This window comes from Flavobacterium ginsengiterrae (assembly GCF_039539785.1).
Lineage (GTDB): Bacteria > Bacteroidota > Bacteroidia > Flavobacteriales > Flavobacteriaceae > Flavobacterium > Flavobacterium ginsengiterrae.
The window spans coordinates 515,330-535,169 of record NZ_BAABDU010000003.1 but is presented as its reverse complement, the minus strand read 5'-3'; the positions used below and the strand labels follow the sequence as shown (position 1 = coordinate 535,169).

Sequence of the window (19,840 nt, the reverse complement as noted above, 5' to 3'; positions counted from 1 at the left end):
AGGCGCTTGATAAAAGCGCCTTTTTTTATTGCAACTAAATTGCGATATAAATTTCTACTTCTGCATCACTCGGATTTTGGGCTTTTTCTCCGTAAATTTCAAAATCGGCAGTAAAGGTTCTATGCATATCAGAGTTCCAAATTTTTAGCCATTCGTTAAAAACAATTCCCTCAGCAAGATTGCCTTTTGCTGTAAATTTTTGATAATGATTTCCTTCAATAGTTGTTCCAATCATTCCGTTCGGAATTTCATCCAGATTTTCTACGGCACAACCTAAAATTGTAGTGTAAGGTCGAGTATGGTCTTTCTCATAATCGGTATAAATGCAGTAAATGTCGTTGCTAATTTTGTTTGAAATTTTTGTGCTGATTTCTTCTTTTAGAAATTGATTCCAAAGCGCAGGAATGTCTTTACTCGATTGCTCATTTTCATTAGTCGTTCTTACTGAAATCCCAATTACACTAAATTTTTTAATGTCCATTTGTTTAAAATATTTGTTGAGTCGTAAAATTAAATATAAAAATCTTACAAAAACAATCTTGATATAATTATAAAGTACAAAAAAAAGACGCTTATAAAGCGCCGTTTTTTTATTTATATTAATAAGTCATTTATTTTAAATGACTGTAAATGTACGTTTCAATAGCTTCTAACTCTTCGTCAGACATTGCTTTTGTTACACCAAAATTAGTCTGCATTACCGAAAACTGACTTGGATCAACAATTGGATCTGCGTTTCCTTTTAAGAAAGTTACAATATCAGCATTTTTGTCTTTGTAGATTTTTGCGATTTCTTTTATGCTCGGTCCAATGATTTTTTGATCCGGCTGATGACATGCTGTGCAGTTTCCTTTTCCTTCAAAAAGCTGTTTTCCTAATGCTTGCGGAGTTGCCGCTTTCGCTGTTTCTCCTTCAGAATACGATTCTGTTGTTTGATCGGTATTTTCAGAAACTTCTTTTTTGCACGAAGCAAATGCTAAAACAGCAGACAAGAATAATACTTTTTTCATTTTTATTTGTTTAAAAGTATTGCCGCTTCTTTAGCAAAATAAGTAGAAATTAAACTTGCGCCGGCACGCTTGATACACATTAACTGCTCCATCATAATTTTGTCATTATCAAGCCATCCTCTTTCTGCAGCCGCTTTAATCATGGCATATTCTCCAGAAACATGATAAACCGTTACCGGAACATTTACCGCATTTTTAACTTCGCGAACAATATCAAGATACGCAATTCCCGGTTTTACCATAACCATATCTGCACCTTCTTCTACATCGTATAGAGTTTCTTTAATAGCCTCTATGCGGTTGGCATAATCCATTTGATACGTTTTTTTATCCTTTGGAACAACAACATCAGCTTCTTTTGGAGCAGAATCTAAAGCATCTCTAAACGGACCATAAAATGCCGAAGCATATTTAGCCGAATAACTCATAATTCCCACATTGTGAAATCCGGCAGCATCAAGACCTTCGCGAAGGCGCAAAACTCTTCCGTCCATCATGTCGCTTGGCGCCACAAAATCGGCTCCGGCTTCTGCATGCGAAACAGCCATTTTTATTAATGCTTCAACAGTACTGTCATTTTCTACATCACCGTTTTTGATGATTCCGTCGTGGCCATAAACAGAATATGGATCTAAAGCAACATCCGGCATTACAATCATTTCAGGGCAGGCTGCTTTAATGGCACGAATGGCTTGCTGCATTAAACCGTCTTTGTTCCAGGCTTCTTTTCCGGTATTGTCTTTTAAATTTTCGCTTACTTTTACATATATATTTACGGCGCGGATTCCTAAAGCAAAGATTTCTTTTACTTCTTCAACAGTCAAATCGATAGATCTGCGAAAGATTCCCGGCATTGAAGGAATTTCTGCTTTATAATTTTCTCCTTCTGCGATAAACATTGGAAACATAAAATCGGATGGACTTAAACTGGTTTCGCGGACTAATGAGCGGATTGATTCGTTTACTCTTAACCTTCTGCCTCTGTGTAATGGGAACATATCATTTTAGATTTTAGATTTTAGAATTCAGATTGATAAATCGTGGTTTCTAAAACCGTAGTTGTTTTTTATTTTTCTTGAAGATGTGTTACTTTTAATAAGTGGCGCAAAGTTAAAGAAAAATCAACAGAATAAGGTCTTTAGCTTGTTATAGAATCCGTTAATATTATCTAAAAATTTGATTGGAGTCATATTTAGAAATATATTTGTTTTGAAAATAAAAACCTACAAAATAAACAAATGAGAAAGTTTATTCATGATGACAGTTCAAAAAATATAAGTGATCATTGGCAAACTTGCCAGGAAAATAAAATTCCTTTTATAACTATTAAGAGAATTAATAAGTCTTATTTTCAGGTATTTTACGATATAACTAATACGAAAGCCGATTTAGATATTGTCTCAGATGAAATTAAAAGTATTTATTTAAGCTACACAAAGTTTTTTTTGATTCCATATTATGAATTTGATTCCTATTTAAATCAAAAATATTTCTTTTCTATGCTAGTGAAAGAAGGGCATGAAATTTTTTTTGCAGAAAAGCTTTTTGATTTTTTACTAAATGAATTATAGAGGGTTTTGTAAGCTGTCTCTTTGTAAATGAGATAGGTTTTTCAAATATTTCCATCTAAATTTGTAAAATGAAGAAAATTCTCGCTTTATGTCTTTGTCTCATCTTAACAAGCTGTTTTGAGATTACAGAAAGAATCAAACATCACGATGATCAAAGTGGTGAATATACGCTTATGGTTGATTTTTCGAAATCGTGGTTCAAGACCAAATCTGCCATTTGGCTGGAAGAAGTTGACGGTGTGAAAATCCCAAATGAAAAAGAAATCTCGGCAAAACTTAATGACTTTAAAGACAAAGCTTCTAAAATTGACGGAATAACAAATGTCTCTACAAAAACTGATTTTGACAATTATATATTTATTATCAAACTCAATTATGCCAATTTAAAAGCGCTTAATGCGGTTGTAAATACAATAAACAATCAGCGCGATCAGATTCACTTTAGCGGAAGTGACAAAACATTTGAAAGAATTGCCTCTTATCCTGTTCCTGAAAAAGTTGTAAACGACCCCAAGAAAAAGAAAGATCTGGAAGAAGCCAGCATTACTGCTATTTATACTTTTGATAAAGATGTTGCAGCAGTGAATAATGCACAAAGTAAAATTTCAAAAAATAAAAAAACCGTTTTTTTAAAACAAAGTATGTACAGCGTATTTAAAAAATCGACATTAATGAATAATACCATCCAATTAACGCCTTAATATATGAAGCAGTTTTACACTTTATTTTTAGTATTCGCCATGCATTTTTCTTTTGGTCAGATCAATCCGGAGAAATACGATTATTTTGTACAGTTTAATGGTAATCAGCTTTCTAAAAAAGTAAGCATTGATGCCATTTTAAATCATCCGATTATAACGAAATACACGAGCAAAAAACCTGATTTTGATTTTCGAAAATATACTTCGATAATTCAAATGGATCAGAAAATTACCATTCACGGAAATTTTTTAGACAGTATTCCGTATTATCAAATTACAATTCCAATAAAAGGCAGAGAAGCTGTTAAGCAGTATTTAATCGAGAAATTTAATGCAGATCAAAATGCAGGTTCCGGAGAAAAAGGAACTATTCAGGATTTTGGAAAATATTCAGTTTTTACACCAAAAGAAGTTAAAAGGTCATTAGTTTGGGATGATAAATATTTAGTAATATTTGAACTAACAAAACGACTTCCGGCTAAATTTAATGACATTACAAGTCCATTAATTATAACCGATTCTATTGCATCAACCGAAGTTTACGATGTAGGCGTTCCTGCTGAATATATTGAACCTGCAGCTGATACTATAAAACCTTCGGTTTTGTTTGATGCGCCAATGGCAGTTGAAGCACCACCAATTAATCATGATCCGACTGCAGAAGACTATTCGTATAACGATAATCCGTATGCTGAATATACTGCACAAGAAGCTGATTTTGACAAAAAGCAATCTGAAAAACAAAGCCAGATTATAAAATCATTATTTGAAAATGGTTTTACGCCCCCTGTTTCAACCAAAGTAACTCCAAGTGCAGATATTTCGTCGTGGCTTAATTATAGTTCAGTAATATCGACTTTGAATTCATCTTATTCATTAATGTCACTTATTGCGGGGTATAATAAATTTATGCCTTTAGATAAAAATTTCGCCGAATCGTTAAAAGGCATAAATCTGGATTTTTATTTTGATAATGATAATGCCCGAATTGAAGAAATTATTGAATATTCTGGAAAGGTTGCCGAGGTGGTGAGCAAAATAAGCAATAGAAAACCAAACAAGAATATTTTTAATTATTTCCCAAGTCAAAAACCGCTGGGTTATATGTCATATCATATTAACACAAAAGCGGCGCTGGAAAATTTCCCTTCGTTAATGTCTGATTTATTCCAAAGTCCAAAACTTTTAAAAGAAGATATTACCGTAATTACCGATTTAATTTCAACCATTGTCGATGAAGAAGCAACTGCCAAGCTTTTTGACGGCGATTTGAGCTTTTTCCTGCACGATGTAAAAGAAGTTGAGGTTACGGCCAAAAAATACGGCTATGATGAAAACTACGAAGAAAAAATAACAGAAGAGAAAGTAAAGAAAACCATTCCGCTGTTTTCTGTTATTTTTACCTCGACACATCCAACATTTGGAGATAAATTGTTGCAGTTAGGCGTCCGCAAAAAAGTATTGGTACAAAAAGGAAATGATTATGTTATAACCGATGTAAAAGAATACGGCGATATTTTTATTAGAAAAGATAAAGACGTAGTAATTATAGGCAATACGATTAACTATTTTAATACCGGAAGCGGTTCTTTTGTTAAAGAAGCAAAACAGGATTTGAGTAAAAACTATATGTTTGGAAAAATGAATATTGTACAATCTATTAACGCTTTTGGAAATGCTGGAAAAGCAAAACCAGAAGAACTCAACAAAATACTTAAAGTCTCAGAACAGTTTACGGATATTGTATTTGATTCTCCAAAAAAACTGATTGATAACAAACTGAAATTTGAATTGAGATTAAACGCTTCAAAATCAGATAAAAATATTATTTTACAGACTTTAGATCTGGCGCAGGAATTAACAGAGAAATAATTCAATTAAAAATCCCCGAATATACTTCGGGGATTTTTTTAATATGATTTTGAAGCTTTTATGTAATCGAAGCTTCGTAAATCTCTTTTATTGAATTTTCTAAGCGCGCATTAAATTCAGAATCGAGTTGTTGTGCGCTGAGTCCTTCTGATAATGCTCTGGAAAAACTCGCAATTAATCCGTGGTTTTCTGCCAGTTTCTGATTAGCTTCTTCACGAGAATATCCGCCGGAAAGCGCCACAACCCGCACAACATGCGGATCTGAAATTAAATCGCTGTAAAAATTATTTACAGTTGGAATAGAAAGTTTCAAAATTACTTTTACATCTTTATCTAAAGAGTTCAGCTGTTTTTTAATTTCTTCTTTTAGAATTTCTTCAGATTTTTGTTTGTCGGCGCTGTAAATATCAACTTCAGGTTCAATTATCGGAATAAGACCTTTTTGAAAGATTTGTAAACCAACAGCAAACTGTTGTCCAACAACTTCCTGAATTCCAATTGCGTTTGCTTCTTTAATAACAGAACGCATTTTGGTACCAAAGATTTTTCTTTCGACGGCGCGATCCAATAATTCATTTAAATTAGGAATTGCTTTCATTAACTGTACACCGTTTGCAGGATCAGCAAGACCTTTGTCTACTTTTAAAAACGGGATAATATGTTTTTTCTCCCAAAGATATTCACCAGTCCATTGTCCGTCGATTTTGCGGTCCATAGTGTTTTCAAACAAAATGGCACCCAGAATATACTGGCTGTCAAAAGCGGGACTTTTAATAATTCGGGTTCTCATTTCATGTACAAGCGTGTACATTTCTTCTTCATTTTTATATTGATTTTCCAGAACGCCATATTGTGATAATGCCTTTGGTGTACTGCCTCCGCTTTGATCAAGTGCCGCAATAAAGCCTTTTCCGGAATGCATGAGATTTAATTGTTCTATATTTTTCATATTCATGAATGTTAGTGTTTTATAAATCTTTCTAATTTAAGCATTTTTTCGGCTCAATGTTTATAAATTGTAAGATTTATCATAGTCCGATTTTCTCATTGACTTTGTCATAAACTTCTGCTACTTTTTTCGGAGGATCAAATCGGTAACCAATAGAGAGTTTTACAGTGGCGATATTATCATTTAATCTCGGGTCGACCTTTTCATCCTGAGCAAAACTCACGGTATTCAAACTTGCAAAACCAAAAAATCGATCGTTGTTGTAAGCTAATTTCAAATTAAAATCGGCCTGATATAAAGCTGAGGTATCTCCGTCGATATCGTTAATTCCGGCGCCCAAAGCAAGTCCCGCGCCAATTAAAACCCGATCACTAATTACAAAATTGTAATAGTAAGCCGGAGCAAGCGTAAATACATATAAATCTCCTGGTGAAGAATCCAGAGTATTCAAATCCAGATTGGTATAATAAAAAGAAAATGAGGGAATAAAACTTCCTGAACTTTTAGTCTGCCATTCGTTTTGATTCGTCAGGGTTTTAAAAGAGAATTTATCATTGAAAATATAAGAAGTCGATCCGCCTATTTTTGTGGTTCGCATGTTTGGAAGTTGCGCCGTTATATTATCATCGCTTATATAAAATCCTTTTTGGTTAATGAATGTAAAAGACTGCATCCATTTTTTATAATAAAAGCGAGTGTGGAAATTGAAGTTTTTAGATTTAGAATCGCCTTTGTTACCGCTTAGAAATTTCGGAGCAAATCCTAAAGTAATATCAATAATTCTGTAGCTTAAGCTAAAACCAATCTGTTCGCGCCGATTCGGAATTAGATTGACAAATATTTTAGGTTCCTGCGTGCCCGAAGCAATCTGAAAACTATTAGAAGTATCTAAATAATAAATGCTTGCCGTGATTTTGTCATTGTACGATTTAAAATACCGATTTTGCAAAGTATCGTTTTGAGCGAAACAGCCAAAAATGCCAGCGAAAAAAAATATATAAATTCGTTTTAAATCCATCTAAAAACATATTTAAACTGCAATTACTCCGGCGGAGCAAAATATTTATTGAAATAGAATTCCCTAAGATTTGACAAAGTTCCGGCGGAGCGACAGATTATACATCTACAAAAATATATTCATCTTTAAAATCAATATCAAACAATTTCAAAAACGCAATATATTCTTCTTTGAATGTTCTACTTTTATGATGCTCTTCTTGGTTCTCGATGTATTTAATAACATTCGATAATTGTGAATGTCCATAAGAAAATGCTCCAAAACCTTTCTGCCATTCAAATTTACCATTTATCCATTTTTGTTCATTTATAAATTTAGATGAACTTGATTTAATATCTCTTACTAAATCTGATAATGAAATATTTGGTTTTATACCAACTAAGATATGAATATGATCTGGCATTCCATTTATTGCAATTAGTTTTTGTTTTTGATTGGAGACAATGCCGGTGATGTATTTATAAATTTCATCTTTCCATTTTTTGGAAATTAAGTTTTGTCTTCCCTTTACAGCAAATACAATTTGAATATATAATTTAGAATAAGTGTCTGCCATTTTTTAATTAAAATTATTAATATGTAAAGCTAATTAATAATTTTAATTTGTAAGATAAATATTGTATTTATTGAGAATTTGGCCTCGCTGGGGTTTTTTAGTTGGGAGATAATGTTTTCTACATATATGTCGCTCCGCTGGAGCTTTTGGGGTGGGGTGATTATGTATTCTATAAATATTTTGCTCCTCTGGAGCAATCTTCAGTTGATTCATAATTTATTCTATAAATATTTGGCATTTCCGAAGCCATTTACGTTAGATTTAAATAAAAAATGCTCCCAGAGGAGCATTATATTTATAGATCATATTTGAAATGTCTAGATAAAGCTCCAGCGGAGCGACAAATTGGATGGGAACAATAATGTTTTTTAAAGATATTTCGCTCCGCTGGAGTTTCTGGGGCGTGTAATTTATTATTCTATAAATTATTTGGTTTCTCTAGAATCCATTGTAGTAATAGATTTAATTAAAAAAGCTTCAGAGAAGCTAAATATTTATAGCAATTTCGAAATATCTAGATAAAAAGCTCCAGCGGAGCGACACATTTTTGATGTATCGTGTAGGGCTTCTATAAAATTTCGCTCCTCTGGAGCTTTTTGGGTGGGGTGATAATGTATTCTATAAATATGTTTCTCCTCTGGAGCAATCTTCAGATGATTCATAATGTATTCTATAAATATTTGGCTTCTCCAAAGCCTATTTAACTACAGATTTAAATTAAAAAATGCTCCCAGAGGAGCATAATATTTATATATAATTTGAAACGTCTAGATAAAAGCTCCAGCGGAGCGACATATATTTAAAACTAAACCCATTCACGGGGATTTGCCAACGTATCAATCAATTTTTCTTCTTCACTTCCTGCTTCTGGATGATGATCGTAAACCCATTGAACATGCGGAGGCAGACTCATCAATATACTTTCAATTCTTCCGTTGGTTTTTAAACCGAATAATGTTCCCTTATCATGAACCAAATTGAATTCAACATAACGGCCGCGACGGATTTCCTGCCAGGTTCTTTGCTCTGGCGTATACGAAAGATTTTTTCTTCTTTCTACAATTGGAACATAGGCTTCAAGGAAACTGTTTCCAACTTCGGTTACGAAATTGTACCAATTTTCCATTGACATTTCATCAGTTGCTTTGCAATAATCAAAGAATAAACCGCCAAGACCGCGTGCTTCATTTCGGTGTGCATTCCAGAAATACGAATCACATTGTTTTTTATATTTTGGATAAAACTCAGGATTGTGTTTATCGCAAGCCGTTTTACAAGTTTGATGAAAGTGAATAGCATCTTCTTCAAACAAATAATAAGGCGTTAAATCCTGTCCGCCGCCAAACCATTGCTGAATTACATTTCCAGCCTCATCATACATTTCAAAATAGCGCCAATTTGCATGCACTGTAGGAACCATCGGGCTTTTTGGGTGAATTACTAAACTTAACCCGCAAGCAAAGAAATCGGCTTCACCAACGCCAAACATTTTTTGCATCGTTTCTGGAAGTTTTCCGTGAACAGCCGAAATGTTTACACCGCCTTTTTCGAATACATTTCCGTTTTCAATAACACGTGTTCTTCCGCCTCCGCCTTCTGGACGTTTCCATAAATCTTCACGGAATTTTGCAGTTCCGTCAACGGCTTCTAATCCAGCGCAGATTTGATCTTGTAAATTTTGTATGTATGCGTAAAATTTGTCTTTCATTGTTATTGTTTTTTGGCTTTCGCCGAAGTAATCTTAGTATTGATTCCAAAAGAAAAGACTTTACTTTCTTGTTGAATATATTGATAAACAGCGAGAGCTTTATCTTCAAAATTATAGTTTTCGTCTTTTGAAAATTCCGTTAAAATATCAGCAAATAATTCTAATTGATCCCAGTCAAAATGAAGATTCATTAATAAAGAAATTAAATCATCATTTGAAGAAGAATCTAAATTTTCAATGCTTAATCCGAATTCTTTCAGCTGATTTTCAATATCTAAATGACTCAAAGGCTGGGGCACAAAAATAAGAGTCCGTAACGTTTTTAGAACGTTATCGATTCTGATTTTTTCCTCATCTCTTAAACCTTTGTTGAGCATTTTTTAGAATTTGTTAGATTTAAATGTGGTTCGGCTGAAAACTACTTTTCCATTTTGAAAAGTATTTTCATCCCTTCCGAAATTTTTTATTGTTCGGTAAATGAAATATAAAACCGGTACCAAATAGTAAATGAATCCCATACAAATAGGGACATAGGGCTTTTCTATAAATAAACCGCTCGATTTAACCATTTGGAAATAATGGGATTTTTCTAAAAATTCATTTGTGAGTCCAAATGGCGGTACATATTCATTTCCAATAGCAAGAACCATAATTAAGAAAAAATAGAAAAGAGCTTTTGCTGCAGATTTTCCTATTTGTTTCATTCTCACATCAGGAGTTACATTTGAAAACGCAAATCGCATTCGGTTTAAAACCGTAAGCAGATAAATAAATACAATGTTAGTATTAATAACCGATTCGTTAAACGAATAAGCAAATGTTCCGTACAAAGGGAAAAACACCAAAAGAGACCATTTTTTTGGCATAACGGCCATAAAAACTCCTGAATGCACCATGATAAACTCAAAAGTCATTAAAACAGCCAAATCATTTATAAGACTTACCGGATGTAGTTCAGGATGTGTCCAGACCATAAGAAAGACATAAGCGTAATAAGCCTGAAATCCATATTCGATAAATGAAAATGGTGAATATTTATTGAAGTTTATATTTAGCATTTATGTCTTTTTCATTTCCTGCAAGGTTTTTAAAACCTTGTAGGTATTAATTAGTTGCTAATTTTTAAAAACAGCTATATCTGAAGTATAAACAATTTTATTCAAAAGTATAAGTTTCATTTAAAAGATTATCCTTTTGATTATGACAAAAAATAAAATTCTCCAGATCATCAAATAAATTCAAACCTTCATTTCTTTCTATTTTTGTTTGTTTATCAGATAAATAAGCCTGAAAAGACGAAAATTTAAAATTTCTAAAATCTAGATTAAAATGATGTTTTGGGTTTAAATGAATGTAAACGATCAATTGTTTGAGATAATTCTCATCTTTTAATTTTATTCTTTTAAAATGCTTTTCAAATAAGCTTCCAGTTCTATTAATCTGTTTATTAAATGCTTTAGCGTAAGAATTAAATAAGTTAGAAAATGCCTGAGTAACTTCTTTTTCTTCAACATTGAGACGAACAATTAGATGAAAATGATTGTTCATCAAACAATAAGCAAAAATTGAGATTTTATCTGCAGAATATTTAGCTAACTGTTTTAAAAAATATAGCTTGTTTCCATCATTTTCAAAAATAGTTGTGCCGTTAATACCCCGGTTATAAATATGATAATAACAATCTTTCTCTAGAACTTCTAACTTCATTTCTTTTTCATTTTCTGCTAGAGCTTCAAAACTTTGCAGATCCTCTATTATATAAATAAGTTAATTATACCTACAAGGTTTTGAAAACCTTGCAGGAAAACTAAACTGCAAATGAACACTAAAAATTATTGCCCGTATTCCTTCACAGCGTCAATAAACGCTTTTGCATGGTCTACTGGGATATTTGGTAAAATTCCGTGACCTAAATTTACAACATATTTATCTTTTCCAAACTCATCAATCATTTCATGAACCATTTTTTTGATGGTTGGAATTGGAGAAAGTAATCTTGACGGATCGAAATTTCCTTGTAAAGTTATGTTTCCGCCAGATAAGTAACGCGCATTTCTTGCAGAACAAGTCCAGTCAACTCCAAGAGCAGATGCACGGCTTTTACCCATTTCGCCAAGCGCAAACCAACAACCTTTTCCGAAAACTATTACCGGAGTAAGATCAGCTAAAGCTTCTACGATTTGGTTAATGTATTTCCATGAAAATTCCTGATAATCAACCGGAGAAAGCATTCCTCCCCAAGAGTCAAAAATTTGAACAGCATCAACACCAGCTTTTACTTTTTCTTTTAAGTATAAAATTGTAGTATCTGTAATTTTTTGTAACAAAGTGTGGGCAGCAGCCGGATTTGAAAAACAAAATCCTTTTGCCATATCAAAACTTTTAGAACCTCTTCCTTCAACAGCATAGCAGAAAATTGTCCATGGCGAACCTGCGAAACCAATTAACGGCACTTCGTCATTCAGCATTTCTTTAGTCAATTTAATGGCATCCATTACATAACCTAAACTTTCCTGAATATCCGGAACGTAAACTCTATGAACATCTGCCATTGAACGAATTGGATTTGGGATAAAAGGTCCGATATTTTCTTTCATTAAAACTTCGATTCCCATTGCCTGAGGTACAACTAAAATATCTGAAAATAAAATAGCAGCATCTGGAGCAATTCTACGAATTGGCTGTACTGTAATTTCAGCAGCTAATTCTGGAGTCTGACAACGTGTAAAGAAATCATATTTATCACGTAACTCGATAAATTCTGGCAAATATCTTCCGGCTTGACGCATCATCCAAACTGGCGGACGCTGAACTGTTTCTCCTTTTAATGCTTTTAAAAATAGGTCGTTTTTTAACATGAGTTTTTTATTTTAGCTGCAAAGTCCCAAAGTGACAGGGTTGCAAAGGTTTTTATTTATATTCGTTAATTACATCTGCGATTACATCTTCAACCGTAGGCTGTTCTGCAATAATGATGTTTTTGGTAATCTTTTCTAAAGCTTCTGCAGTGGTTTCTCCAATACAGAAACAGATTTCTTTTTTTATAGTATTCTCTTTCAGATAACTTTTAATACCAGATGGACTAAAAAATACCAAAGCATCAGGCTGTACATTTATTTTCTTAGGAGTTAAAGAAGTATCGTAAACCTGAATTTCGTTGAATTGTATTCCAGCTTCTTTCAAAGCTTCCGGAAGAGTATCTCTTCTTAAGTTGCCGCTAAAAAAAGTATAAGTTTCTTTGTTGTAAATAAGTGAAATGATTTCGGCTAAATCAGAAGCGTAGCCGGTATAAGCCATTACATTAAAACCATTATCGGTTAAAAGTGCTTTCGTTTTTAGCCCCACACAAAAAACGTTTTTGCTTTTCAGCTTTTCAGCTTCTGGGTGAGATAAAACGCTGTGAACGGCATTCTGACTGGTAAAAATCAGACTTTCGTTGAGGTTTTCTAATTTGAAATATTTATTTTCTGTTTTAATGAAATCGGCTTCGGTAACTTCGAGACCAATTTTTACCAGCTCTTGTTTTAAAAGCGGATGTAATATTTTAGTGGATACTATTTGAATTGGTTTTGCCATTATTTCTTCAAAGATTCTTTAATAGACTGCATCAATTCAGTTCCGCCGTTATTCAAAATTTCCTGAGCCGAGTTGAAACCTAATTTCTTCCATTCTGAAATATCAACGGTTTTGTCAATTTCCAGTTTTTGTTTTCCGTCGATAGAAAGTAAAACACCTTGAAAATGCAAAGTGTCTTCATCTTCATTATAACGAACCAAAGATCCGATTGGCGCGGTACATCCGCCTTCTAAAGTTCTTAAAAACTGACGTTCAATATAAGTACAAATCTCAGTTTCGATATGATTTAACTGCGAAAGCGCATCTAAAGTATAATTGTCATTTTCCATTGCCACAACCAACATCGCTCCTTGTGCCGGCGCCGGAATCATCCAATCGAGATTAATAACGTTTTCTGGTTTTAAGTTAATGCGCTCCAAGCCTGCAGCAGCAAAAACAGCTCCGTCCCAATTATTATCGTTTAATTTTTGCATACGTGTATTTACGTTTCCACGTAAATCAACTACGGTATGGTTCGGGTATTTATTGAACCATTGTGCCTGACGACGCAGACTTCCGGTTGCAATTGTACTTGGATTAGCAAAATCAGGATTTCCTTTGTGAACTAAAATATCCAAAACATTGGCTCTTTCTAAAACCGCCGCCTGAACAATTCCTTTTGGCAGAGCAGTCGGAACATCTTTCATCGAATGCACAGCAATGTCAATATCGCCGTTGATCATAGCAATGTCCAGCGTTTTTGTAAAAATTCCAGTAATGCCAAGTTCATAAAGTGGTTTGTCCAGAATAATATCGCCCTGAGATTTTACCGCTACAATTGAGGTTTTATAACCCAAATCGTTTAGTTGTTTCTCAACAGTATGTGCCTGCCAAAGCGCTAATTCGCTGTCACGCGTTCCTATCCTGATTGTTTTTTCTGCCATTTTTTTAAACCATTAAGATATTAAGAAAATTAAGCCAATCTTTGTCAAGAAAATTAAGCTTACAACGCCCTGAAACTTAATCATCTTAGGTTCAGCACAAAGCTTAATGTTTCTCAATCTCTAATGGTTCAATTCTTTAATTTCATTTTAATCAATTAATCTTGAGAAATATTCATTCACAAGAGGTTTCATTGATTTTGTTATGTTTGTTGTGTTGAAATTAATTAGTAAACCTTGAGGTCTTTGTAATAATTTCATATATGTTAATAATTGAGCTTCGTGTATCGGCAAAAGATTTTCAATTGCTTTTAATTCGACGACTACAGAATCATTAACTAATAAATCAACTCTCAAATCTGATTCAAATTCAAGAGCGTAATATTCAACTTTTACAGATAATTGTTGTTTAACATCATATCCGTTTTGTTCTAATTCATATTTAAGGCACTTTTCGTAAATGCTTTCTAAAAGTCCAGGTCCCAAAGCTTTATGCACTTTTATTGCAAAACCCGTAATTTCATAAGCCAACTGCGTAACCTCTTTCTTTGTCATAGAACTTATTGCTTTTTCACCATTAAGATATTAAGGTTCATTAAGCTTTGTGTTTAATTTTTAGTCAATTAAGTTTCAGAACTTTTAAGCTAAATTTTTTGGCAAAGTTTAGCTAAATTCTCTTGACAAAGATTGGCTTAATTTCCTTAATATCTTAATGGTAAAATTAAAAATTAAGATGCTTTTATTTTGAAGACTTTTTCGATCCATTCGATGCTTTCGTCAACCATCGTGTCGTCGTCTTTTAAATGATTTGCAAAATGAGTAGTGATTTTCTGAATGATTCTGTTACTGATGATTTCGGCTTGTTCTTCGTTGAAATCTGTAATTTTTCTGCTTTGAAAATCTAATTCCGACATTTTGATTGCGTTTAGTTTTTCTTTCAACGCATTGATTGTCGGAGCAAATTTTCTTCCTTTCATCCAGGTTGTGAATTCTTCCTTAACTTCTTCGATAATGGCTTCGGCTGCTGGAATGTGTAATTTTCTGTTTTCCAAAGTTTCATCTGTCAATTGAGACAAATAATCCATGTGGATTAACGTTACACCTTCTAATTCCTCAACGTTTTCATTCACGTTTTTCGGAATCGATAAATCCAGAATCAATAAAGGTTTTTTAAGATTTAGAATCGCTTTATCAACCGTTGGATTTTGCGCGCCTGTTGCTACAACTACAACATCGGCTTTTTGAAGTTCTAAGTGTAATTCCGAATAATCTTTAACAATCAGATTTAGTTTTCCAGCCAATTTCTCAGCTTTGTCTTTTGTTCTGTTGATTAAAGTGATATGTTCGTTTTTAGTATGCTTAACTAAATTTTCGCAAGTATTTCTTCCGATTTTTCCAGTTCCGAAAAGTAAGATGTTTTTATTACTGATATCGTCAACATTTTTAAGAATGTATTGAACCGATGCAAAAGAAACTGAAGTCGCACCAGAACTAATTTCTGTTTCTGTTTTGATTCTTTTGCTCGCCTGAATAACTGCATTTACCAGTCTTTCTGTAAAAGCATTGGTTAAACCCATTGATTTTGAGTGCGAAAAACTCGTTTTAATTTGTGAGATAATTTCAAAATCACCTAAGATCTGACTGTCTAAACCAGTTCCTACGCGAAACATATGATTAATAGCTTCCTGGTTTTTGTAAACAAAACCCACTTTTTGGAATGAGTCTACAGATCCGTTACTATTATCGCAAATCAGTTTTATTAATTGAAAAGGGTGCTCAGCAAAACCGTAGATTTCGGTTCTGTTGCAAGTTGACGTGACAATTAAACTTTCTATTCCTTCGTTTTTAGCTTGTTCCAGCAAACGTGTTTTCGCCACTGCATCCAAACTAAATTGACCTCTGACCTCAGCATCAGCTTTTTTATAACTCAGACCAACTGAGTAAAAATAAAGGTGTTTCGGTACGTTATTGTTTTCCATAAATTCACTTTCTAAAAAGTGCAACAAAATTATTACTATACCATTGATAAAAATAACGCTAAAAGTACTTTTTATGTCGCTGTATGTTTTTTTGATCCTAAATAGGTGTTTTTGAGTAAAAAAGGCTACTTTTGTAGCAAAATCAATTGGTTACAAGAGTTTTGTTTAGAGTGATTCTAAATAACATTTTGCTTTTGATTCGATTTTAGTTTTAAAAAAATATCGCTATGGGTTCTCAAGAAATTATAAAAATTGAAGACGACTTTACGCTGATCCGTTTTCAAAACGACAGTTCCGAAACATTCATTGCAGAGCATGAAATCGTTGGTACTGGTCTGATACAGTTTCACTTCGGTATAAAAGGCAATGCCAAATTCTTGTTCAATCAAGGTACTTATGCTTTAGAATTGAAAGAAGAAAAATCACTTCTTTTATACAATCCGCAAAAGGAATTACCGCTTCATTTAGAACTGGCTCCAAACTCGTGGGCGATCTCTGTAATTGTCTCTATTAAGAAATTTCACGCGTTGTTTTCGGCAGAAGCCAATTATATCACATTTCTGAGTCCAGACAATAAGGATAAGAAGTATTATAACGAAGGAAACATCAGTCCGTCAATGGCGATTGTGTTGAGTCAGTTGTTTCATTACAATCTTCATCCTTCAATCAAAAACCTTTATTACAAAGGAAAAGGATATGAATTGTTGAGTTTATATTTCAACAGAACCGAAGATCCAAATGCAGAACAATGTCCGTTTTTGATTGACGAAGACAATGTTTTAAAAATCAGAAGAGCCAAAGAAATTATCATCGCCAATATGGCTGAACCGCCCGGATTGCAAGAACTGGCAGACGAAATTGGGTTGAATTTGAAAAAACTCAAAATGGGTTTCAAACAAATTTACGGCGATACGGTTTACGGTTTCTTGTTCGATTACAAAATGGATTTCGCCAGAAAACTTTTAGACAGCGGATCTTATAATGTAAACGAAGTTGGACTGAAAATTGGTTACAGCACCGGAAGTCATTTTATAGCGGCCTTCAAGAAAAAGTTTGCCACAACTCCAAAGAAATATCTGATGTCGATTAATGCAAATGTTTAATTGAATGAAGATTGAGAATATGAAGATTGAGAATGAACATTTGCAAACGGTTAAGCAGTTAAAATCTGCTATTTTAGCTAGTAGATATCGTGTTGCTGTTTTAGCTAATAGAGAAATGCTGGGGTTATACTTTGCAATAGGAAAGTTAATTTCTGAAAAAACAAAGCAAGAAAAATGGGGAGCGAAAGTTATTGAAGTCTTGTCAAATGATCTACAAAATGAATTACCTGGGTTAAGAGGTTTTTCGGCATCCAATATCAAGAAAATGAAAATTTTCTATGAAAAGTGGATGAATCATTTTACAATTCGTTCATTAATAACGAACGAATTAAAAAGTGAAGAAAACATTGAGAATGAGTTAGTTGTAATTGGTTCGTCAGTGACGAACGAATTAGAAGAGGATTTCCATAAAGTTGGATTTACTCACCATTTTGAGATTTTGTCAAAAACAAAAACTTTAGTGGAACAGATTTTCTATATTCAAAAAACAGCTTCTGAGTTTTGGAGTATAACTACTTTACGATACCATATAAAGTCAAATTTATTCAAACAGCAAGGTCTCTTACCTAATAATTTTGCTAAAGTGATTACTCAAGACGACTTAAGAGCGAAAGCTTTAATGTCATTTAAAGATGAATATTTATTAGATTTTATTAATATAGAAGACCCGGAAGAAGAAAATGAAAGATTAATTGAGAATGAAATTGTTAGAAACATCAAAAAGTTTTTACTTTCTTTAGGAACAGATTTTGCTTTCATTGCCAATCAGTATCGCTTTATTTTAGATGATATCGAGTATTTTGTTGATTTGCTTTTCTATAATCGAAGAATGCAGTGCTTGGTAGCTTTCGATTTAAAAAAAGGAAAATTTATTCCAGAGTATTTAGGTAAAATGAATTTTTATCTTTCAGCATTAGATGAAATGGTAAAATTACCTCATGAAACTCCTTCAGTCGGTATTATTTTATGTAAGGAGAAAAATAATAAAGTTGTAGAATTTTCATTTAGAGATCTTAATAAAGCGATGGGAGTTTCGACTTATAAAACAGGAAATGTATTGCCAAATGAATATAAAGGGTTATTGCCAGATGCAGAAATGCTTAAAAGCTTAATGGATTAGGTTTAATCAATTTTATAAATAAGAACATAATAAAAAAGTAATAATTATCATATTTCGAATAAAGTACAGCGATTACTTTTGCCGAAATTTTTAAAAACAAATAAAAGGCTTCAAGCCTAAAGCAATAAAAAACAAGAATGAAAGGCGTATTATTAGTAAACTTAGGTTCTCCAGAAAGTCCAACTCCAAAAGATGTAAAACCTTATTTAGATGAATTTTTAATGGATAAATACGTGATTGATGTTCCGTATTTATTGAGAGCATTATTAGTTCGCGGTATTATTCTTAGAAAAAGACCGGAAGAATCGGCACATGCGTATGCAAAAATCTGGTGGGATGAAGGCTCTCCATTAGTAGTACTTTCTGAAAGAATGCAGAAAAAAGTGCAGCCTTTAGTAAATGTTCCAGTTGCGCTGGCAATGCGTTACGGAAGTATGACTATAGAAAAAGGACTTCAGGAATTAAAAGATAAAGGCGTTACAGAAGTGTTGCTTTTTCCTTTATATCCGCAATATGCAATGGCTTCGACTTTGACCATTTTAGTGAAAGCAGAAGAAATTCGTAAAAAGAAATTCCCTGAAATGACTTTTACAGATGTTCCTGCGTTTTACAATAAACCTGATTATATTAAAAACTTAGCAGATTCAATCAAAAAACATTTAGTTGGATTTGATTATGATCACTTATTGTTTTCGTATCATGGAATCCCTGAGCGTCATATTCGTAAAACTGACGTAACAAAATCACATTGTAAAATTGACGGTTCTTGTTGTAACACGCCATCTCCGGCACACGATTTCTGCTACCGTCACCAATGTTATGAGACAACAAGACAAGTCGTTAAATTATTAGGACTTCCAGAAGACAAATACAGTTTAACATTCCAATCTCGTTTGGCGGGAGATAAATGGTTAGAACCTTACACCGATGTTGAAATTGACAATATGCCAGCAAAAGGAATCAAGAAATTAGCGGTTGTAACTCCGGCTTTCGTTTCAGATTGTTTAGAAACTTTGGAAGAAATTGCGATGCGCGCCAAAGAAGATTTTGAAGCAAACGGTGGGGAAGAATTCTTGGCAATTCCGTGTTTGAATGATGATGACGAATGGTGTCAGACAGTTTCGAATTGGATTAACGATTGGGCAAAATAGAAAATAGAATAAAGAGTATAGAACAAAGACTTTAATAATGGAGTACTATAACTATTTAAAATCTCTGCATTTGATTTTTGTAATCACTTGGTTCGCGGGGCTGTTTTACATTGTACGCTTGTTTGTGTATCAAATAGAAGCCAATGAAAAATCTTCGCCAGAAAAAGAAATTCTGCAGGCACAATACAAAATTATGGCCTACCGTTTGTGGTACATTATTACGTGGCCGTCGGCGGTTTTGGCGAGTATTTTTGCTTTTTGGATGTTATTTTTTACAGAAGCAGGACACATTTGGATAAAAATGCCGTGGATGCACGTAAAATTATGTTTCGTTTTCCTTTTGTATTTATACCACGGAAAATGCCATCAGATTTTTAAACAACTTCAAAACGACGAAGTAAAATATACCAACAACTTCATGCGTTTATGGAACGAAGGCGCCACAATTATTTTGTTTGCCGTAGTTTTTTTAGTAGTTTTAAAAAGCGCCATCAACTGGATTTTCGGCGTAATCGGAATTATATTATTCTCGGTTTTAATCATGCTGGGATTCCGATTTTACAAGAGAATTAGAGAGAAGAAATAGTGGTCAGTGGTCAGGTTGTT

General features: G+C 33.3%; 22 protein-coding genes. 7 read left to right on the top strand and 15 right to left on the bottom strand.

The features are described 5' to 3' along the window. Nucleotides 1-34 precede the first annotated feature (34 nt). From ABD859_RS05195 to hemB, 3 genes are all read right to left on the bottom strand, one after another. A complete protein-coding gene (locus ABD859_RS05195) occupies nt 35-481 on the bottom strand; it encodes a GyrI-like domain-containing protein (RefSeq protein WP_345141223.1) in 447 nt (148 codons plus the stop codon). 130 nt (nt 482-611) lie between these two features. Next, nucleotides 612-1,010, bottom strand: a complete 399-nt coding sequence (locus tag ABD859_RS05190; protein ID WP_345141220.1) for a c-type cytochrome — start codon at nt 1,008-1,010, stop codon at nt 612-614. A 2-nt stretch (nt 1,011-1,012) separates the two neighbouring features. Further along, entirely contained in the window at nt 1,013-2,008 is a 996-nt protein-coding gene (gene hemB / locus ABD859_RS05185; protein WP_345141218.1) for a porphobilinogen synthase, read from the bottom strand. Nucleotides 2,009-2,248: 240 nt separating this feature from the next. Here hemB and ABD859_RS05180 point away from each other — a divergent pair, with 240 nt between their 5' ends. The 3 genes from ABD859_RS05180 to ABD859_RS05170 all read left to right on the top strand — a co-directional run bounded on the left by ABD859_RS05180 (nt 2,249) and on the right by ABD859_RS05170 (nt 5,154). Beyond that, nucleotides 2,249-2,581 carry a hypothetical protein gene (locus ABD859_RS05180; protein ID WP_345141215.1) on the top strand — a complete coding sequence of 111 codons (333 nt, stop codon included), beginning with the start codon at nt 2,249-2,251 and terminating at the stop codon, nt 2,579-2,581. Nucleotides 2,582-2,649: 68 nt separating this feature from the next. Then, nucleotides 2,650-3,282 carry a hypothetical protein gene (locus ABD859_RS05175; RefSeq protein WP_345141212.1) on the top strand — a complete coding sequence of 211 codons (633 nt, stop codon included), beginning with the start codon at nt 2,650-2,652 and terminating at the stop codon, nt 3,280-3,282. Between the two features lie 3 nt (nt 3,283-3,285). Continuing rightward, complete coding sequence (locus ABD859_RS05170) at nt 3,286-5,154, top strand: hypothetical protein (RefSeq protein ID WP_345141209.1); 1,869 nt, start codon at nt 3,286-3,288, stop codon at nt 5,152-5,154. 58 nt (nt 5,155-5,212) lie between these two features. Here the strand turns inward: ABD859_RS05170 and ABD859_RS05165 are convergent, their stop codons facing one another. From ABD859_RS05165 to hemA, 12 genes are all read right to left on the bottom strand, one after another. Then, nucleotides 5,213-6,109 (bottom strand): fructose bisphosphate aldolase, encoded by an 897-nt coding sequence (locus tag ABD859_RS05165; protein WP_425554229.1) that lies wholly within the window; start codon nt 6,107-6,109, stop codon nt 5,213-5,215. Nucleotides 6,110-6,182: 73 nt separating this feature from the next. Then, nucleotides 6,183-7,052, bottom strand: coding sequence for a DUF4421 family protein (locus ABD859_RS05160; RefSeq protein WP_345141203.1), 870 nt, complete (start codon nt 7,050-7,052; stop codon nt 6,183-6,185). Between the two features lie 166 nt (nt 7,053-7,218). Continuing rightward, complete coding sequence (gene tnpA / locus ABD859_RS05155; protein ID WP_345141200.1) at nt 7,219-7,677, bottom strand: IS200/IS605 family transposase; 459 nt, start codon at nt 7,675-7,677, stop codon at nt 7,219-7,221. A gap of 805 nt (nt 7,678-8,482) precedes the next feature. After that, entirely contained in the window at nt 8,483-9,385 is a 903-nt protein-coding gene (gene hemF, locus ABD859_RS05150) for an oxygen-dependent coproporphyrinogen oxidase (protein WP_345141197.1), read from the bottom strand. Between the two features lie 2 nt (nt 9,386-9,387). Beyond that, nucleotides 9,388-9,762: a hypothetical protein gene (locus tag ABD859_RS05145; protein WP_345141194.1), complete on the bottom strand. Its 375-nt coding sequence runs from the start codon at nt 9,760-9,762 to the stop codon at nt 9,388-9,390. 3 nt (nt 9,763-9,765) lie between these two features. After that, nucleotides 9,766-10,443, bottom strand: a complete 678-nt coding sequence (locus ABD859_RS05140; protein ID WP_345141191.1) for a hypothetical protein — start codon at nt 10,441-10,443, stop codon at nt 9,766-9,768. A gap of 97 nt (nt 10,444-10,540) precedes the next feature. Next, on the bottom strand, nt 10,541-11,092 hold the full coding sequence (locus ABD859_RS05135) for a transposase (RefSeq protein WP_345141188.1): 552 nt from the start codon (nt 11,090-11,092) through the stop codon (nt 10,541-10,543). 125 nt (nt 11,093-11,217) lie between these two features. After that, nucleotides 11,218-12,243: a uroporphyrinogen decarboxylase gene (gene hemE, locus ABD859_RS05130; RefSeq protein WP_073410233.1), complete on the bottom strand. Its 1,026-nt coding sequence runs from the start codon at nt 12,241-12,243 to the stop codon at nt 11,218-11,220. 52 nt (nt 12,244-12,295) lie between these two features. Next, nucleotides 12,296-12,961, bottom strand: coding sequence for a uroporphyrinogen-III synthase (locus ABD859_RS05125; protein ID WP_345141184.1), 666 nt, complete (start codon nt 12,959-12,961; stop codon nt 12,296-12,298). Further along, nucleotides 12,961-13,884: a hydroxymethylbilane synthase gene (gene hemC / locus ABD859_RS05120; protein WP_345141181.1), complete on the bottom strand. Its 924-nt coding sequence runs from the start codon at nt 13,882-13,884 to the stop codon at nt 12,961-12,963. The genes ABD859_RS05125 and hemC overlap by 1 nt, the downstream gene beginning before the upstream one ends. 147 nt (nt 13,885-14,031) lie before the next feature. Next, nucleotides 14,032-14,436, bottom strand: a complete 405-nt coding sequence (locus tag ABD859_RS05115; RefSeq protein ID WP_345141178.1) for a GxxExxY protein — start codon at nt 14,434-14,436, stop codon at nt 14,032-14,034. 173 nt (nt 14,437-14,609) lie between these two features. Then, nucleotides 14,610-15,860 carry a glutamyl-tRNA reductase gene (hemA, locus tag ABD859_RS05110; RefSeq protein WP_345141175.1) on the bottom strand — a complete coding sequence of 417 codons (1,251 nt, stop codon included), beginning with the start codon at nt 15,858-15,860 and terminating at the stop codon, nt 14,610-14,612. A gap of 227 nt (nt 15,861-16,087) precedes the next feature. On the opposite strand from hemA, the gene ABD859_RS05105 reads away from it, so the two are divergent. The 4 genes from ABD859_RS05105 (at nt 16,088) to ABD859_RS05090 (ending at nt 19,820) form a co-directional block, all read left to right on the top strand. Further along, complete coding sequence (locus tag ABD859_RS05105) at nt 16,088-16,963, top strand: helix-turn-helix domain-containing protein (protein WP_345141172.1); 876 nt, start codon at nt 16,088-16,090, stop codon at nt 16,961-16,963. 4 nt (nt 16,964-16,967) lie between these two features. Further along, complete coding sequence (locus ABD859_RS05100; RefSeq protein WP_345141170.1) at nt 16,968-18,083, top strand: PDDEXK nuclease domain-containing protein; 1,116 nt, start codon at nt 16,968-16,970, stop codon at nt 18,081-18,083. Between the two features lie 137 nt (nt 18,084-18,220). Then, on the top strand, nt 18,221-19,234 hold the full coding sequence (gene hemH / locus ABD859_RS05095) for a ferrochelatase (protein ID WP_345141167.1): 1,014 nt from the start codon (nt 18,221-18,223) through the stop codon (nt 19,232-19,234). A 37-nt stretch (nt 19,235-19,271) separates the two neighbouring features. Next, entirely contained in the window at nt 19,272-19,820 is a 549-nt protein-coding gene (locus tag ABD859_RS05090; RefSeq protein WP_345141165.1) for a CopD family protein, read from the top strand. Nucleotides 19,821-19,840 lie beyond the last annotated feature (20 nt).

What these genes read in the sequence shown, in the direction of transcription:
- ABD859_RS05195 (WP_345141223.1), bottom strand. Translation starts at nt 481, where the DNA reads ATGGACATTAAAAAATTTAGTGTAATTGGGATTTCAGTAAGAACGACT.
- ABD859_RS05190 (WP_345141220.1), bottom strand. Translation starts at nt 1,010, where the DNA reads ATGAAAAAAGTATTATTCTTGTCTGCTGTTTTAGCATTTGCTTCGTGC.
- hemB (WP_345141218.1), bottom strand. Translation starts at nt 2,008, where the DNA reads ATGTTCCCATTACACAGAGGCAGAAGGTTAAGAGTAAACGAATCAATC.
- ABD859_RS05180 (WP_345141215.1), top strand. Translation starts at nt 2,249, where the DNA reads ATGAGAAAGTTTATTCATGATGACAGTTCAAAAAATATAAGTGATCAT.
- ABD859_RS05175 (WP_345141212.1), top strand. Translation starts at nt 2,650, where the DNA reads ATGAAGAAAATTCTCGCTTTATGTCTTTGTCTCATCTTAACAAGCTGT.
- ABD859_RS05170 (WP_345141209.1), top strand. Translation starts at nt 3,286, where the DNA reads ATGAAGCAGTTTTACACTTTATTTTTAGTATTCGCCATGCATTTTTCT.
- ABD859_RS05165 (WP_425554229.1), bottom strand. Translation starts at nt 6,109, where the DNA reads ATGAATATGAAAAATATAGAACAATTAAATCTCATGCATTCCGGAAAA.
- tnpA (WP_345141200.1), bottom strand. Translation starts at nt 7,677, where the DNA reads ATGGCAGACACTTATTCTAAATTATATATTCAAATTGTATTTGCTGTA.
- hemF (WP_345141197.1), bottom strand. Translation starts at nt 9,385, where the DNA reads ATGAAAGACAAATTTTACGCATACATACAAAATTTACAAGATCAAATC.
- ABD859_RS05145 (WP_345141194.1), bottom strand. Translation starts at nt 9,762, where the DNA reads ATGCTCAACAAAGGTTTAAGAGATGAGGAAAAAATCAGAATCGATAAC.
- ABD859_RS05140 (WP_345141191.1), bottom strand. Translation starts at nt 10,443, where the DNA reads ATGCTAAATATAAACTTCAATAAATATTCACCATTTTCATTTATCGAA.
- ABD859_RS05135 (WP_345141188.1), bottom strand. Translation starts at nt 11,092, where the DNA reads ATGAAGTTAGAAGTTCTAGAGAAAGATTGTTATTATCATATTTATAAC.
- hemE (WP_073410233.1), bottom strand. Translation starts at nt 12,243, where the DNA reads ATGTTAAAAAACGACCTATTTTTAAAAGCATTAAAAGGAGAAACAGTT.
- ABD859_RS05125 (WP_345141184.1), bottom strand. Translation starts at nt 12,961, where the DNA reads ATGGCAAAACCAATTCAAATAGTATCCACTAAAATATTACATCCGCTT.
- hemC (WP_345141181.1), bottom strand. Translation starts at nt 13,884, where the DNA reads ATGGCAGAAAAAACAATCAGGATAGGAACGCGTGACAGCGAATTAGCG.
- ABD859_RS05115 (WP_345141178.1), bottom strand. Translation starts at nt 14,436, where the DNA reads ATGACAAAGAAAGAGGTTACGCAGTTGGCTTATGAAATTACGGGTTTT.
- hemA (WP_345141175.1), bottom strand. Translation starts at nt 15,860, where the DNA reads ATGGAAAACAATAACGTACCGAAACACCTTTATTTTTACTCAGTTGGT.
- ABD859_RS05105 (WP_345141172.1), top strand. Translation starts at nt 16,088, where the DNA reads ATGGGTTCTCAAGAAATTATAAAAATTGAAGACGACTTTACGCTGATC.
- ABD859_RS05100 (WP_345141170.1), top strand. Translation starts at nt 16,968, where the DNA reads ATGAAGATTGAGAATATGAAGATTGAGAATGAACATTTGCAAACGGTT.
- hemH (WP_345141167.1), top strand. Translation starts at nt 18,221, where the DNA reads ATGAAAGGCGTATTATTAGTAAACTTAGGTTCTCCAGAAAGTCCAACT.
- ABD859_RS05090 (WP_345141165.1), top strand. Translation starts at nt 19,272, where the DNA reads ATGGAGTACTATAACTATTTAAAATCTCTGCATTTGATTTTTGTAATC.